Consider the following 15,364-nt stretch of genomic DNA (forward strand, 5'->3'; position numbering starts at 1 on the left):
TTGAATAGCTGTTAGAACCATTATTGCATGCAGGAATTCGGTGTTCCGGCGTAAGGTTGCAAGGGTCCGGTTTTTCACGCGAAAGGCAGCAATGGAGGTTTCCTTCAGCAGGGAGGTGGAGCAGTTGCGCCAGGGCGCCGGCGAGACTTTCCACGGCGAGGGCATACTCGCGATCACCAAGGCGCTGCTGCAATCGGGCGTGGCCTATGTCGGCGGCTACCAGGGCGCGCCGGTGTCGCACCTGCTCGACGTCATGGTGCAGGCCGGGGACTACATGGCCGAGCTCGGCGTGCAGGTCGAGGCCTGTTCCAACGAGGCCTCGGCGGCGGCGATGCTGGGCGCCTCGATCCACTATCCGCTGCGCGGCGCCGTGACATGGAAATCCGTGGTCGGCACCAACGTCGCTGCCGACGCCTTGTCCAACCTCGCCTCGCCGGGCGTGGTCGGCGGCGCGCTGATCGTCGTCGGCGAGGATTACGGCGAGGGTGCCAGCGTGATCCAGGAACGCACCCATGCCTTCGCCATGAAGTCGTCCCTGCTGCTGCTCGATCCGCGGCCGCAACTGCCGAACATGGTGCGCATGGTGGAGCACGGCTTCCAGCTTTCCGAGGCCTGCAACACGCCGGCCATCCTGCAGTTGCGCGTGCGCGCCTGCCACGTGCGCGGCAGCTTCGAATGCGCGGACAACCGCGCGCCCGCCATGTCGCGCAAGGCCCTGCGCGACGAACCGGCCAACTTCGATTACGAGAAGCTGGCGCATCCGCCGGCAACCTTCCGCCAGGAAAAACTCAAGACCGACCAGCGCCTGCCGGCGGCGCGGCGCTTCATCGTCGAGCGCGGACTCAACGAAATTTTTGCGGGGAAACGCGAGGACATCGGCATCATCGTGCAGGGCGGCCTGCACAACGCGCTGGTGCGCGCGCTGCAGCAGTTCAATCTCGCCGATGCCTTCGGCGACGCCGAGTTTCCCATCCTCGCGCTCAATGTCACCTATCCGCTGGTGTCCGAACAGATTGCCGATTTCTGCCGCGGCAAGCGCGCCGTGCTGGTGGTCGAGGAGGGCCAGCCCGAGTTCATCGAGCAGGAAATCGCCACCGTCCTGCGCCGCATGGATGTGAACACCGCGATCCACGGCAAGGACCTGCTGCAGATGGCCGGCGAGTACACCGTCGAAGTCATCGCGCAGGGGCTGCTCAAGTTTCTCGTCCGCCATGCCGCCGATGTATCGGTCGCCGGCGCGCAGGACTGGCTGGCTGCCAACGCCATGCGGCGCAAGGTCGTTGCCGAGCAGCTCGCCGCGCCGCTGCCGCCGCGCCCGCCGCAGTTCTGCACCGGCTGTCCCGAACGGCCGGTGTTTTCCGCCTTGAAGCTGGCACAGCAAAACGTCGGCCCGGTGCACATCGCAGCCGACATCGGTTGCCACTCGTTTGCCACCTTCGAGCCCTTCGGCTTCGGCCACACCATCCTCGGCTACGGCATGAGCCTGGCCAGCCGCGCCGGCGTCTCGCCCATGCTCAAGCGCCGCGCGCTGGCGGTGATGGGCGATGGCGGCTTCTGGCACAACGGCCTGCTCACCGGCGTCGAGTCGGCGCTGTTCAACAACGACGACGCCGTGTTGCTGATCATGAAGAACGGCTATACCTCGGCCACCGGCACGCAGGACATCATCTCGACGCCCGACGACGAGACCAAGGCCACGGCGGAAAACAAGCACCAGAGCCTGGTCGACCGCAACCACACCATCGAGGACACGCTCAAGGGCATCGGCGTCACGTGGCTGCGCACGGTGCCGAGCTACGAAGTCGATGGCATGCGGCGCACGCTGGAGGAGGCCTTCACCACCGATGTCGGCGGCCTCAAGGTCATCATCGCCGAAGGCGAATGCCAGCTCGAACGGCAACGCCGCGTCAAGCCCTGGCTGGCGGGGCTGCTCAAGGCGGGCAAGCGCGTGGTGCGGGTGAAGTACGGCGTCGATGAGGATGTCTGCTCGGGCGACCATTCCTGCATCCGGCTTTCCGGCTGCCCGACGCTGACGTTGAAGGACAGCGGTGATCCGCTGAAACTCGATCCGGTCGCCACGGTCATCGATGGCTGCGTCGGCTGCGGCCTGTGCGGCGAGAACGCGCATGCCGCGACGCTGTGCCCGTCGTTCTATCGCGTCGACATCGTGCAGAACCCCGGCCTTGGCGAACGGCTGCTTTCCGCGCTGCGCCGCGGCATCATCGGAATGTTCCGGAAATCATGAATACCAATCAGCCGATCACGATACTGATCGCCGCACTCGGCGGCGAAGGCGGCGGCGTGCTGGCCGAGTGGCTGGTCGAACTCGCCATCCGCGCCGGCCACCCGGCGCAGGCCACCTCGATCCCCGGCGTCGCGCAGCGCACCGGTGCCACCACCTACTATGTCGAGATCCATCCGCAAACCGTGGAAGAACTCGGTGGCCGCAATCCGGTGATGAGTTTGTCCCCGGTGCCGGGTTGCGTCGACCTGATGGCCGCTTCGGAATTGCTGGAGGCCGTGCGCGCGATCCAGAACGGCTTCGTCTCGCGCGAACGCACGCTGCTGCTGACCTCTTCGCAGCGCACCCTGACCACTTTCGAAAAGCTGGTGCCGGGCGACGGCCGCTTCGATTCGCAACGTCTGCTGGAGGTCGCCGCAAGCAACAGCCGACAACTGGCGACCTTCGATGTCGAGGGCACGGCACGCACTGCCGGCACCGTGCCGAGCGCCGTGCTGTTCGGCGCCATTGCAGCGAGCGGTGTGCTGCCCTTTGAGCGTAGTGCCTTCGAAGAAGTCATTCGCGCTTCCGGGCGCGGCGTCGAGGCCAGCCTGCGCGGCTTCGGCATGGCCTGGGAGCGTTGCCGCGCGGCGCTAGGTGACGCTGGCGCCGTCCCGCCGGCGCCGACTCCCGATCTCGTCGCGCTGGGCCACGCCCGCGTCGTCGAATTCCAGGATGCCGCCTACGGCGAGCTTTACCTGCAACGGGTCGCGCGCCTGCGCGCGGCAGAGCAGGGCGCCGATCCGCAGGGGCGGCACGCTGGTGCGCTGACCCGCGAAGGCGCGCGCTTCCTCGCGCTGTGGATGGCCTTCGACGATGTCGTGCGCGTGGCCGACCTCAAGAGCCGCTCCAGCCGATTTGCCCGCGTGCGCGCCGAGGCCGGTGCCAAACCGGGCGACATCGTGCGCATCGCCGACCATTTCAAGCCGGGGCTCGCCGAACTGGCCGGGCTGCTGCCGGAGTCGCTCGCACAGCGCTTATTGGCCATCGAGAGTCGGCGCTGGCGGAACGGCGATCCGCCGCTGGCAATTGCCGTGAAATTGCGCGCCGACAGTCTGTCGGGATTCCTTCTCCTGCGCCTGATGGCATCCCTGCGCGGGATGCGCCGTCGCGGCCGGCGTTACGCCGAGGAACAGGCGCTGATCGAGCGCTGGCTGTCCGCGGTGGAAGCCGCCGCCAGTCGAGGCTGGGAGCATGGCTTCGAACTGGCGCTGTGCGCGCGGTTGATCAAGGGCTACGGCGCGACCAACGAGCGCGCCAGGGAGGACCTGCGCCACATTGTCGAACATCTGTCGGGCGGGGATGCCGTGGACATTCGCCGGGCGCGCGAAGCCGCACTGGCCGACGAAGCCGGCACCGCGCTGGATTTGGCGCTGCGACAGGCCGGCGCGCCGCCGCGGCCGATCAGGGCGGTGCCGGTGAAATGGATCAGACACGCAAGGAGCAGGCAATGAACAAAGCAGCAGCAACGCAGGAAGCCGCCACACCGGCAGCGCACCGACATATCCAGCACTACCGCATCGCGTTTTCCGATTGCGACCCGGCGCAGATCGTGTTCTTCGCCAACTACTTCAAGTGGTTCGACACCGCCAGTCGCGAGTTCTTCACCGCCTGCGGCATACCGAGCTGGCGCGACACCGAACGCGAGCGCGGCATCATCGGCACGCCGCTGCTGGATGCACAGGCAAAGTTCCTGAGTTCCGCCACCTACGGCGAGGACATCGAGATCGAAACCTTCGTCGAGCGCTGGAGCAACCGCAGCTTCGTCATGCACCATGTCGCGCGGCGCGGCGACACCGTGCTGGTCGAGGGCCGCGAGGTGCGCATCTTCGCCATCCGCGATCCGGACGATGCGAAGCGCATCAAGGCGATCCCGATTCCCGAGGACATCAAGGCCGCCTGCTGCTGATGGCATCGCGGGTTCCGTTCGCGAAGGGCGGCCCCACAGTAGAATCCGGCATTTCCGAAAACAGGCGCGTGCCGGTTTGACCGTGATTACCGAACTCATCGATCCGCGCACCTTCCTGCTCGTCGCCAACCTGCTGGGGATGTTCTGCGCGCTGGTGCTGTGGGTGCAGGCGAGAAGCTTCCCCGAAGACATCAAGGGGCTGCGCGACTGGGCACTGGCGGTCGTGCTCATCGGCTGTGCATCGGGGCTTGCTTCGATGCGCGGAATCATTCCCGACTACCTTGCCATCGTCGCCGCGAGCGCCGCGCTCCTGCTGGGACAATTCCTGCTCATCGTCGGCCTGCAACGCTACGCGGGACAGCAGCCCAAGTGGCGCCCCGCGCTGGACGGCATCGGCGCGGTGGTGATCCTGATCGTCTGGTTGACCTACGGCAGCCACCACTACCAGGGCCGCATTTTCATCATGTCGCTGGCGCACATCGGCCTGTTCTCCGCCGGCGCGGTGCTGGCGTGGCACGCCAGGCCGACGGGGCTGGGCAGCCGCTTCCTGTGCGCGTTCTTCGTGCTCGGGGTGGCCGTCGCGGTGTGGCGGATCACCACGCTGAGCACGGCGCTTGACCAGGCCGACGAGATCTTCGACCGCAACCTGATCCAGCAGGTGTACCTCGGCATGTTCTCGCTGGGCGTGCTGGGCCTGTCGGTCGGATTCATCCTGCTCGCCAACGAACGCCTGCACGCCGAACTGGAATTCATGGCGACGCGCGATCCGATGACCGGCGCCTTCAACCGTCGCGCGTTTTTCGCCCAGGCCGCGGTGGAGTGGGCGCGCAGCATGCGCACCCAGCGGCCGCTGGCCGCCATCACGTCCGACATCGATTTCTTCAAGAAGGTCAACGACCAGCATGGCCACCATGTCGGCGACCTGGTGATCAAGGACTTCACCGTTCGTGCGGCGCAGATGCTGCGTCTGCCGGATGTCCTTGCGCGTTTCGGCGGGGAGGAATTCGTCATCCTGCTGCCCGACACCGGCATGGTCGAAGCGAAGAACGTCGCGGAGCGAATCCGGCGCGAGATCGAAACCCATCGCGACAAGGCATTGCCGGCCTACACGGTGAGCCTCGGCCTCTCGGTGGCGCAGGGCGATGTCGGGCAGGCCGCCGACATCGAGGCGCTGATCGCCGAGGCGGATGCGGCGCTTTACCGGGCCAAGCAGCGGGGCCGGAACCGGGTCGAGACATAGGGATCGACCGGCGGAAGGCGAGCCCCTGCCGGTGTCGCGCGCCACGTGTAAGTTTGCGGCATCTTGATCGACTATTCTTTACCCCGTTCCCTGGAGTCAACGATGAGCCTCTTGAAAGACATTTCCCGCATGCTGGGTGGCACGGATGGTTTGCGCCATCAGGAGGATTTGTTGACCACGCTATTGGTCATGGCCTGGATGGTCGAAGCCCGCGATCCTTACACCGGCGGGCATCTCTGGCGCGTATCGCGTTTTTCGCGCTTGCTGGCCACGGAAGCGGGATTGCCGGATACCGACGTGGCGCGCATCGCCGTCGGCGGATTCCTGCACGATCTTGGCAAGATCAGCATTCCCGACCATATCCTCGGCAAGAAGGATCGGCTGACCGACGACGAATATGCCGTGATCAAGACGCATCCGGATGTCGGCTGGCGCATGCTGGCCAGCCATCCGCTCGCGGCGCTGGCCGAGGCGGCCGTGCGGGCGCATCATGAAACACCCGACGGCGGCGGTTATCCGCGCGGTCTTGCCGGCGAGGCGGTGCCGATCGATGCGCGCATCGTCGGCATCTGCGATGCCTTCGATGCGATGACCAGCACGCGCCCCTACCGGCGCGGAATGCCGATCGAAAAGGCGCTCGCCATCATCGAGGAGAACTTCGATCGCCAGTTCGACCGCGGCTTCGGCCTGCGCTTCGTTGCGCTGGGGCGCGCTGGCCGGCTCGATCACATCGTCGGCCACAGCGATGACGGCATCCCGCTGCACGAGTGCGTGATGTGCGGGCCGACGCTCGTGCTGCGGCGGGACCAGAAAGCCGGCGACAGCGTTTATTGCCCTGCCTGCACCGGCGAGTATGCCGTCGAGTCAGGCGATGGCGCACTGGTGACGAGCTTCACCGGGCGCAAGGCAACACCTGCCCAGCTCGAACCCGAGGCCGACACCCTGCTGATCGCCTGCGTGGTGCGCGAGTCGGCGCGGGCGCTGCTGGCCTGAGCTAAACGCTACCCAGGTATTCGCCGCGTGCCGGATAGTCGTTCTTGACGACAAAATCGATGGCACCGAGGATCTCGTCGAAATGCGGACGGGCGAAGGGCATGGTCTGGGTGGAGCCCCAGTAGAGCGTCCCGTCCGGCTTGACCAGGAACAGCCCCGGCTCGGAGAACAGGGCCGGCTCGTCGATGCCGATCGAGGTCTTGCCGCGCGATGTCGAGATCGTCAGTCCCCAGGCGCGGGCGGTCGACAGGGGCAGGTCGTGGCAGAACTTCAGCTTCGCGGCATTTATCTTGCGGGCCATGGCCTCCGCCCGTTCGGCGTTGTCCGAGCTGATGGCCAGCGGCAACACGCCGCGCTGGACGAAGTCATCGTGCAGCCGTTCCAGCTCGATGAGATATTTGGCGCACAGGGGGCAGTGCAGCCCGCGATAGAACACCAGCAGGTTGAAAGTCGGCGCCGGCGACACGGCGAGGTTGAAGTGTCCGCCGCCCAGCACGGGCGCATCGAGTGCCGGCACCGGCTGGCGGGGAATCAGAACGCGCGGCGGATTCATGGTTGAATCTCCTTGTCATCGGTCAGCGTCGCCTTGTAGCCTTCGCAGGCGCGGCGCAGGAAGGCCATCTGGTCGCGGTAGTTGCGGCAACCCTTGCAGAGCAGGATGTGCATTTCCAGGGCCAGCTTCTCCTTCACCTTCAGGGAGCGGTCCTCCGCTTCCGAAATCAGGTGGGTGGATTCCTTGCAATTCAGCATGACGATTCTCCGGGACCGAACCAGGTCTGCTCCAGGCAGCCACGCAGCCTGTGGCGTGCCCGGTGCAAAATGACATAACAATTCTTCGAGCTGATCGCCAGCTCGGCGCAAATCTCGTCGACATCGAAGTCGAGGAACTCGCGCATCATGAAGACGCGTCCCGAATTGGCGGGAAGATGATTCAGGCAGGCGTCGAAGACGGCCCAGAACTGCCGCTGCCGCAAGGCTTCCTCCGGGTCTTCCCAGGTGGACGGCTTGTTGACCGGCGTCCAGTGGCCATTCGCCTTGAACAACGCGTCGAAGGTTTGCTCGAAGCTGCCATCCTCTTCGGCCAGCGCGGAAACATTGACGGAACGATTCCGCATGCGAATGGCATCGATGATCCTGTTGCGCAGGATCGAGAAAACCCAAGTCTTGAGGGCGGACCGGCCGGCGAAATCCTCGACCGCGGCAAGCGCGGCGATCAACGTCTCCTGGACCACGTCCTCGGCCAGGTGGTCGTCGCGCAGCTGGAGCCGGGCGAAGCGAAGCAGGTCGGAACGGAAACCGGCGATCTGGTCCGCGACGATCACCGCAGGACGCGCCGCCGGACCAGTGCATCGACCGAGAGCCGGCCCGGACCGCTGAGTATCAGCGGCAGCAGCATCGCCATGAAGATCACCGGCAGCTTGAAGTTGCCGTGCCCCTGGTCGGTGATGGCATAGCCCTTGAGCAGGCTGCCGACGGTGCTCCAGTCCGCCGGCCAATGCACGCTGGCGATGGCGACGACGGTGAGCATGAACAGCGACACGCCGAAGAAGCGCGTCGCCAGCCCGATCACCAATGCGATGCCGCCCGCCAGTTCGAACCAGGTGGCCATCTGCCAGCTGACGGCCGGCGGCACGATGTTGAAGGGCCAGGGGAACTTGTCCTGGATGTCGAAGAACCAGTTTTCGCCGCGGAATTTCTCGACGCCGGATTCGAAGAACTCCCAGCCGAGGATGATGCGCAGGGCGAGCAGGCCCAGCCAGAGACCGGCGAGGTCAATGGCCGACAGGGTGGTGCCGAGAAGTTTTTTCATGGGCGGATTCCGAGGATGGCGCCGATTGCCCGCAGCTCTTCCAGCAGCACTTTACCGTGCGCGAGCAGCGTTGCGGGGTCGGCGTGGTTGATTTCCCGCGCCGCGGCGAGGCAGGCGGACTTGCCGGAATGCCGGCCCTCCTGCAGCAAGGCCATCAGCCGGGCGCTGACCGCGCTCAACTCGACGAAGCGAATCTCGTCGCCGTGGTCGCGAAACACCAGCAGATGGGTGGCCCGTGGCTTGCGCGGGCGCCAGTCCGGGCCGATCCGGTGCACCGGCCAGGCGTAGGCGAGGTTCATCAGCACCGGCGCCGGAACCGGAATGCCGTCCAGCAGGTCGCCATCCGCATCGCATTCAGGGGTATCAGCGTCCATTACGTCGAGCGCCAGTTCCACCCATTCGTAATGGGCGAGCTCCGCCAGCCAGGGCGGGCCGGGAAGCCGCTCCGCCGCCTGCAGCCAGGCGAGGAACTCGCGCGGGATCTCGCGAAAATACGGTGTCCGGCAGCGTGCCTCGCGAAAGAAGGCGCGGACCAGGCGGGGCCAGCGCCGGTCGCCGACGATCCGGCGCGTGATTGGAAAGCAGGCGAGCAGAAAGCCTTCCAGGTTGTTGTAGGGCAGCTCGTTGTAGATCGCCATGCGCCGCGCCGGCACGCCGGCGGGCCGGGCCGTGCCGCGGGGATCGCGAACGTGGCGGCCGAAGTCCTGCTGGAAGTGCTGGAAGGCGAGCATCAGGCGGCCTCGCGCACCGGCGCTGCGATGCGACGCTGGGCGGCGGCGATCCGGCCGACTTCGACGGCCAGTTCGTCCAGTGGCGGAATGTTGAAGTCGCGCTCCAGGCAGGTCGGCAGCGGTCCGACGCGCGCATAGGCGGCGTCGAGCAGCGCCCAGACCGGATCGATGACAGCCGCGCCGTGCGTGTCGACCAGCACGCCATCGGCTTCGACGTAGTGGCCCGCCATGTGCAGGTAGCAGGTGCGTTCAAGCGGCAGGGCCTCGATGAACGCGAGCGGATCGAAGCCGAAGTTGCGGCTATTGACATAGGCGTTGTTGACGTCGAGGTGCAGCAGGCAGTCGGCCTCCCCGATCACGGTGCGGATGAACGCAGCTTCGTCCATCTCCGCGCCCGGCGGCGCGATATAGCGGGAGGCGTTCTCGATGCCGATGCGCATGCCGAGGATGTCCTGCGCCTGGCGAATGCGGCCGGCGACCCAGCGCGCGGCTTCATGGGTGCACGGCATCGGCAGCAAGTCGTAGAGATGGCCGTCATCCCCGCACCAGGACAAGTGTTCGGTATAGAGCGTCATGCCGTGCTCGCGCATGAAGCCCTTGATGCGTTTCAGCAGCGCGACATCGAGCGGACGCGGTCCGCCCAGGTCGAGGGAGAGGCCGTGGCAAACGAAGGGGAAGCGTTCGGTAAACGAGCGCAGGTCCTTTGCCGAGCGCCCGCCCACGTCGGCCCAGTTCTCCGGCGCCAGTTCGAAAAAGCCGATGGCGGAAGGCACCCCAGCCTTCAGGTCGGGAATGATCTCCCGCCTGAAGCCGAGGCCGGCGCCGGAAATCCCGGGGGATTTCACCGGATCGCCTTACTTCTTGGCGCCGCAGGAACCGTCCTTGGCCTTGGCTCCGCCACAGGAACCATCCTTCTTCTTGCTGTCGGCCTTGGCCGCGCCGCAGGAACCATCCTTGGCCTTGCCGGCGCCGCAGGAGCCATCCTTCTTTTTTTCCTCGACCTTCTTGGTGGCGCCGCACTTGCCTTCGCCGCATTTGCCGTCGACCTTCTTGTCGGCCTGGGCCAGCTGGTAGCCGGCACCGAGCGTTTGCATGCTGAAAGGATTGTCGGCGGCCAGGGCCACCGGGGCAAACGCAACCGTGGCGGCGAGGGCGGCGCCTGTCGCCAGCTTCAAATGGGAATTTCTGGTTTTCATTTTCACTCTCCTGTTGTTGGGGTAAGGGGATGCGCTGATATTGACGGGCGGGGTCCGTATTTCTTACAGGCGGGGCACAAATAAAAAAGGCAGGCCCGCGGGCCTGCCTTTCAATGGCGTCGGAATTTATTTTCTTACATGCTGCCGTGCTTCTTCAGCAATGCGACCGCCTCGTCGTAGAGCGCCTTGCCGTTGGCGCCCTTGGCGGCGGCTTCCTTGTACCAGGCGTCGTCGACCAGGTCGGTGGCCTTCTTCCAGCGCGCGTATTCGGCCGGCGTGATGGTGATGAAGGTGTTCTTGCGGTCCTGGGCGATCTTGCGCGCCTCGACTTCGGGCTGGTCGAAGATCTTGCCGGCCCACTTCGAGGTTTCGAGGCCGCTGTTGGCGTCGATCACCTTCTTCAGGTCGGCCGGCAGGCTGTCGTACTTGGCCTGGTTCATGACGAAGGCGAAGATCGAGTTGCCCGGCTTGGGCATGCCCTTCGGCACCTCGACGTGGAACCTGGTGATCTCCTGCAGCTTGAACGGGGTCACCACTTCCCAGGGAATGTTGGCGCCGTCGACCACGCCCTTGGCGATGGCTTCCGGAACCTGCGGCGCCGGCATCGGCACCGGCACCATGCCCAGCGCCTCGATCATCTTGCCGCCGAGGCGGCTGGGGGCGCGCACCTTGAGGCCCTTGAGTTCCTCCAGCGTCTTCGGGCCGACCTTGCCGAAGTGGAACACGGCGCCGTCGTGCATGTGCATGAAGATGGGCTTGACGCCCTTGAACTCGTCCAGCGCGTTCTTCTGCACGTATTCCCACAGCGCCGGGCTGGCCGTGGTCGCGTTGAGCGTGAGGAAGGGCAGCTCGAACACCTCGGACTTGGTGAAGCGGCCGGCCTGGTAGGTCGGCAGGGTCCACACCAGGTCGGCGACCCCGTCCTTGGCCTGGTCGAACAGTTGCGGCGGCGTGCCGCCGAGCTGCATGGCCGGGTAGATCTGGCACTTGAGGCGGTTGTTCGATTCCTTGGCGATCTTGTCGCACCAGGGCACCACCAGGTTGGCGTGGGCGTTGCCACTGGGCGGCAGGAAGTGGTGCACCTTGAGGGTGATCTCCTGCGCCAGTGCGCCGCCGGCAACCGTGGCAAGCGCGGCGGCTATGAGTCCGGTAAGTTTGCGAGTTTTCATCTGTGGGTCTCCTCTGTTGAAGCTCGTTATTGGAAGGTGTGCACCAGGTACAGCGAAATGACGGGGAAGTACAGCAGCAGCGCGATGCGGATGAAATCCGAGGCCAGGAAAGGCATCACGCCCTTGAAGGTCTCCACCAGCGGCACGTCCTTCGCCAGGCGGTTGATGATGTAAACGTTCATGCCCACCGGCGGATGCACCAGGCCGATCTCAACCACCATCAGTGCGAGGATGCCGAACCAGACCGACTTGTCGACCTGCGACATGCCCCAGTAGTCCAGCCCCATCACCATCGGATAGAAGATCGGGATGGTGAGCAGGATCATCGCCAGTGAATCCATCACGCAGCCCAGCAGCACGTAGATCAGCAGGATCATCAGCATCACCAGCATCGGCGAGAGGCCGCTGTCCTTGACCCAGGCCGCCAGCTCGGTCGGCATCTGCGACACGGCGAGCGCGGTGTTGAGCATGTCGGCGCCGAGCAGCACGAGGAAGATCATCGCGGTGGTTTGCGCCGTGCCGACGATGCTTTCCATCAGGCCCTCGAAGCGCATGCCGCCGGTGACCACGGCGAGGATGCCGCAGGCCATGGCGCCGACCGCGGCGGCCTCGGTCGGGTTGGCCCAGCCGCCGTAAATGCCGACGATGACGATGACGAATACCAGCAGCACCGGCAGCACGGCGACGAAGCTCTTGAGCTTTTCCGCCCAGCTCGTCGCCGGGCCTGCCGGGCCGGCCGCCGGATCGAGGGTGACGATGATGCGGATCACGATCATGTAGCCGAGCATGGCGATGATGCCGGGCAGCACGGCGGCCATGAACAGCTTGCCGATCGACTCCTGCGTCAGGATGGCGTAGATCACCAGCGGTACCGAGGGCGGGATCATGATGCCCAGCGTGCCGCCGGCGGCCAGCGCGCCGGTGGACAGCGAGCCCGAGTAGCCGAAGCGCTTGAGTTCGGGCAGCGTCACCTGGCCCATGGTCGCGGCGGTGGCCAGCGAGGAGCCGCAGATGGCGCCGAAGCCGGCGCAGGCACCGATCGCGGCGATGGCGACGCCGCCCTTGAAGTGGCCGAGGAAGGCCGAGACGAAGCGGAACAGCGCTTTCGACAGGCCGCCGTGGGTGGCGAACTGGCCCATCAGCAGGAACAGCGGAATCACCACCAGGTCGTAGTTGGAGAGCCGCGCGTAGGCGAGGTTCTTCAGCGAATTGAGCAGCGGCAGGGTATCGCCGACCAGATACACATAGCCGCCGGCGCCGACCATGAACATCGCGATGCCGATCGGGATGCGCACCACCAGCAACGCCATGAGGATGCCGAACATCAGGAAACCGAGGCTCATGCCGCTCATGGGACGACCCTCCCCCCAGCCCCCTGCCCAAGGCAGGGGGTGACGGTGGTTCGCCGCTGCGCGGCTCCATGCATTGGCTGCGCTCCCCTTGGGGCGGCCCGGCGGGGAGCGCTCATTGCCGCTCCTTGGCCGCCATGCGCAACTGATGGCCGAACATGTAGAAGCCGGCCGCCGCCAGCACGAGGAAGCCCGGCACCATGAAGGCCTGAGGAATCCACACCGGCCAGGCCAGGATCATCGACGTCTCGCCGGCTTCCTTCACCGTCATTGCGCCGGCCCAGGAGCGCCAGGCCACCAGGGCGCCGAACAGGCCAACCAGCAGGGAGCCGAAGGCATCCATGATCCACAGCGTCTTCTGCGGCAGATTGTGGGTGAAGAAATCGACCTTGATGTCGCCGTGGCGCAGGTGGCAATAGGGGAAGAAGGAGGCCGCGGCGCATGCCGAGAGCATCTGCAGCACCTCGACGTCGCCCGGCACGACGAAACCGACCGTCTTGCGGCCGACGATGGAAATCACCGACATGACGACCAGGCCGACGAAGATGACGCCGCCGATGATCGCCATCAGCCGCGCCAGGAAGTGAATGAATTTTCCCAGCGGGCCGAAGCTGTCGTGCAGCGCATACGGGGTTGCCGGTTGCGGTTCTTGCATGCGATGCCTCTCCTCGGCCAAGCCTATTGGTATGGGCGCATTTTTGCAGGCAAGGGGGGCCCCGCATAGGGACTATGGCTACTACTAGCTATCTCATTTTGTTATGGCTTTGCGCCATCGTGGAGGGAAGGGGTGCGGCGGAAGAGGCCGGCGCGGCGATGCCTGCCGGATCGTTTCCGGGCGCCATGCGGCGTGTCAGGTCCTGGGTTTCCTGAAGCGCCCGAGCAGGTCCAGCAGCAACTTCTTCTCGGCGATCGTAAAGGGCTTGCAGACCTCCTTCTCGTGCTCGCTGGCACGGCGGGTCGCCTCGGCCAGAAGCTCGCGTCCCGCATCGGTGAGGTGCAGGTGGTTGTGGCGGCGGTCGGTGGTCGATGCGCGGCGTTCGACCAGTCCGCGTTTCGCCAGCTTGTCCAGCAGCGGCACCACCGAGGATCGATCCAGGCTCACCGTGGCTGCGAGTGTAGACTGGGTGATGCCATCGTTTTGGTGCAGGACTTCGAGCACGGAGAAGATCGCGGGCGAAACGTCGATCTCGCCGAGGCGGCTCTCGAAACGCTCGAACACCGCCAGTTGCGCGAGCCGCAAGTGGAAGCCGACGTGGCCGGCAAGGCAACCGAGGGCAGGGCTTTTCCGACTGGAGGGCATGGTGTCGCAAGCAGGAAGGTTTCGAACAGTGTGCCAGATAATTTTATATCAAACAAGTATTACGGATGCCGGGACCAAAACCGCTTAAGTCAGAAAAGGTATTGAAAAGCAATGTATTAGAAAACTATTATTTACACAAAGCTGAAATAGTTTGATATAAAACCAGTTGACGGCAACACAGTCAGGCGTCAGAATCCGTTCGCACTCGCCGCCGCCGAGCCAAGGATTTGGCAGCTCGGACAGGGGGCGAGGCCAACAATAAATAATGCTTGGAGGAGCAATGAACACAAACCGCCAGGGGCGGCCGCGGCGCAAGCACGCCGGTTTCGAAGCCGAGTGGCCGCGCACGTGGATGCATCGGTTGCCCTGATCCTGGCCCAGGACGGCATCACCAACGGCGCGATCTACGCGCTGTTGTCGCTGGCCCTGGTGCTGGTGTTCGCCGTCACGCGCGTCATCTTCATTCCGCAGGGCGAGTTCGTCGCCTACGGCGCGCTGTCCATGGCGGCGATCCATGCCGGCCTGCTGCCGCCGACGATGTGGCTGGTGGTCACGCTGGGCATCGCGGTGGCCCTGGTCGAATGCGTCGCGGCGCTGCGCGAAGGCGCGGCTGCGCGCCTGCCGCTGATCGTGGCGAGGAACGCGATGCTACCCGCCGTCGCGGCGATTGCGGTGCACTTTCTGCCGCTGAAGAGCCTGGCCTATCCGCTGCAGGCAGCAATCGCCCTGCTGTTCGTCGTCCCGCTCGGGCCGCAGATCTACCGCCTGGCCTTCCAGCCGGTGGCCGAAGCCTCGGTGCTGCTGCTGCTGATTGTCTCGGTCGCGGTGCATTTCGTGCTGCTCGGCCTCGGCCTGTATTTCTTTGGCGCCGAGGGCGGCCGCACGCCGGCATTCACCGATGGCGGCTTCGATCTCGGGCCGACCTACATCCAGTTCCAGACGCTGTGGATCGTCGGCATCGCGGCGCTGCTGATTGCAGGCCTGGCGCTGTTTTTCGAGCGCTCGATCTACGGCAAGGCGCTGCGCGCGACGGCGATCAACCGTACCGGCGCGCGCCTGATGGGCATCTCCGCCGACCTCGCCGGCAAGCTCTCGTTCACGCTGGCGGCGCTGGTCGGCGCCTTCTCCGGCATCCTCGTGGCGCCGATCACCACCATCTATTACGACACCGGCTTCCTCGTCGGCCTCAAGGGTTTCGTCGGCGCCATCATCGGCGGCCTGGTGTCCTATCCGCTGGCGGCGGCGGGCGCGATCCTGGTCGGACTGATCGAGTCCTACTCGTCCTTCTACGCCTCGGCCTACAAGGAAGTCATTGTCTTCACGCTGATCATTCCCGTGCTGTTATGGCGTTCGCTGACCACGCACCACGTCGACGAGGAGCACTGA

Annotated in this window: 17 protein-coding genes; 6 read left to right on the forward strand and 11 right to left on the reverse strand. The window is 65.4% G+C overall.

The genetic code is table 11. The annotated features are described in order from the left end of the window. The first annotated feature begins 91 nt into the window (after window positions 1-91). The 5 genes from SUTH_RS06020 (at window position 92) to SUTH_RS06040 (ending at window position 6,423) form a co-directional block, all read left to right on the forward strand. Window positions 92-2,245: a thiamine pyrophosphate-dependent enzyme gene (locus tag SUTH_RS06020; RefSeq protein ID WP_041097880.1), complete on the forward strand. Its 2,154-nt coding sequence runs from the start codon at window positions 92-94 to the stop codon at window positions 2,243-2,245. Beyond that, the gene (locus SUTH_RS06025) at window positions 2,242-3,735 is read left to right on the forward strand and encodes a DUF6537 domain-containing protein (RefSeq protein WP_041097882.1); all 1,494 of its coding nucleotides are present in this window, start codon (window positions 2,242-2,244) and stop codon (window positions 3,733-3,735) included. The genes SUTH_RS06020 and SUTH_RS06025 overlap by 4 nt, the downstream gene beginning before the upstream one ends. Next, window positions 3,732-4,190 (forward strand): acyl-CoA thioesterase, encoded by a 459-nt coding sequence (locus SUTH_RS06030; RefSeq protein WP_084207276.1) that lies wholly within the window; start codon window positions 3,732-3,734, stop codon window positions 4,188-4,190. The genes SUTH_RS06025 and SUTH_RS06030 overlap by 4 nt, the downstream gene beginning before the upstream one ends. Before the next feature lie 82 nt (window positions 4,191-4,272). Next, on the forward strand, window positions 4,273-5,430 hold the full coding sequence (locus SUTH_RS06035; RefSeq protein WP_171817322.1) for a GGDEF domain-containing protein: 1,158 nt from the start codon (window positions 4,273-4,275) through the stop codon (window positions 5,428-5,430). 102 nt (window positions 5,431-5,532) lie between these two features. Continuing rightward, window positions 5,533-6,423, forward strand: coding sequence for an HD-GYP domain-containing protein (locus SUTH_RS06040; RefSeq protein ID WP_041097886.1), 891 nt, complete (start codon window positions 5,533-5,535; stop codon window positions 6,421-6,423). Between the two features lies 1 nt (window position 6,424). On the opposite strand, the gene SUTH_RS06045 is transcribed toward SUTH_RS06040, so the two are convergent. From SUTH_RS06045 to SUTH_RS06095, 11 genes are all read right to left on the reverse strand, one after another. Beyond that, the gene (locus SUTH_RS06045; RefSeq protein ID WP_041097888.1) at window positions 6,425-6,976 is read right to left on the reverse strand and encodes a peroxiredoxin-like family protein; all 552 of its coding nucleotides are present in this window, start codon (window positions 6,974-6,976) and stop codon (window positions 6,425-6,427) included. After that, a complete protein-coding gene (locus tag SUTH_RS06050; protein ID WP_041097890.1) occupies window positions 6,973-7,173 on the reverse strand; it encodes an anti-sigma factor family protein in 201 nt (66 codons plus the stop codon). Before SUTH_RS06050 ends, SUTH_RS06045 begins: the two co-directional genes overlap by 4 nt. Further along, window positions 7,167-7,745 (reverse strand): sigma-70 family RNA polymerase sigma factor, encoded by a 579-nt coding sequence (locus SUTH_RS06055; RefSeq protein WP_041097892.1) that lies wholly within the window; start codon window positions 7,743-7,745, stop codon window positions 7,167-7,169. Before SUTH_RS06055 ends, SUTH_RS06050 begins: the two co-directional genes overlap by 7 nt. Further along, entirely contained in the window at window positions 7,742-8,233 is a 492-nt protein-coding gene (locus SUTH_RS06060) for an HvfX family Cu-binding RiPP maturation protein (protein WP_052473335.1), read from the reverse strand. The genes SUTH_RS06055 and SUTH_RS06060 overlap by 4 nt, the downstream gene beginning before the upstream one ends. Continuing rightward, window positions 8,230-8,964 (reverse strand): HvfC family RiPP maturation protein, encoded by a 735-nt coding sequence (locus SUTH_RS06065; RefSeq protein ID WP_041097894.1) that lies wholly within the window; start codon window positions 8,962-8,964, stop codon window positions 8,230-8,232. Before SUTH_RS06065 ends, SUTH_RS06060 begins: the two co-directional genes overlap by 4 nt. Next, a complete protein-coding gene (locus SUTH_RS06070) occupies window positions 8,964-9,809 on the reverse strand; it encodes an HvfB family MNIO-type RiPP peptide maturase (protein WP_041097896.1) in 846 nt (281 codons plus the stop codon). Before SUTH_RS06070 ends, SUTH_RS06065 begins: the two co-directional genes overlap by 1 nt. A 9-nt stretch (window positions 9,810-9,818) precedes the next feature. Beyond that, window positions 9,819-10,160, reverse strand: a complete 342-nt coding sequence (locus SUTH_RS06075) for an HvfA family oxazolone/thioamide-modified RiPP metallophore (protein WP_041097898.1) — start codon at window positions 10,158-10,160, stop codon at window positions 9,819-9,821. Between the two features lie 134 nt (window positions 10,161-10,294). Then, a complete protein-coding gene (locus SUTH_RS06080; RefSeq protein ID WP_041097900.1) occupies window positions 10,295-11,329 on the reverse strand; it encodes a TRAP transporter substrate-binding protein in 1,035 nt (344 codons plus the stop codon). Window positions 11,330-11,355: 26 nt separating this feature from the next. Then, window positions 11,356-12,681: a TRAP transporter large permease gene (locus SUTH_RS06085; RefSeq protein WP_041097902.1), complete on the reverse strand. Its 1,326-nt coding sequence runs from the start codon at window positions 12,679-12,681 to the stop codon at window positions 11,356-11,358. A 112-nt stretch (window positions 12,682-12,793) separates the two neighbouring features. Continuing rightward, window positions 12,794-13,333 (reverse strand): TRAP transporter small permease, encoded by a 540-nt coding sequence (locus SUTH_RS06090; RefSeq protein ID WP_052473338.1) that lies wholly within the window; start codon window positions 13,331-13,333, stop codon window positions 12,794-12,796. Between the two features lie 195 nt (window positions 13,334-13,528). Further along, window positions 13,529-13,978, reverse strand: a complete 450-nt coding sequence (locus SUTH_RS06095; RefSeq protein ID WP_041097904.1) for a MarR family winged helix-turn-helix transcriptional regulator — start codon at window positions 13,976-13,978, stop codon at window positions 13,529-13,531. Between the two features lie 348 nt (window positions 13,979-14,326). Here SUTH_RS06095 and SUTH_RS06100 point away from each other — a divergent pair, with 348 nt between their 5' ends. After that, window positions 14,327-15,364, forward strand: coding sequence for a branched-chain amino acid ABC transporter permease (locus SUTH_RS06100; protein ID WP_041101806.1), 1,038 nt, complete (start codon window positions 14,327-14,329; stop codon window positions 15,362-15,364).

It is taken from the genome of Sulfuritalea hydrogenivorans sk43H (assembly GCF_000828635.1).
Lineage (GTDB): Bacteria > Pseudomonadota > Gammaproteobacteria > Burkholderiales > Rhodocyclaceae > Sulfuritalea > Sulfuritalea hydrogenivorans.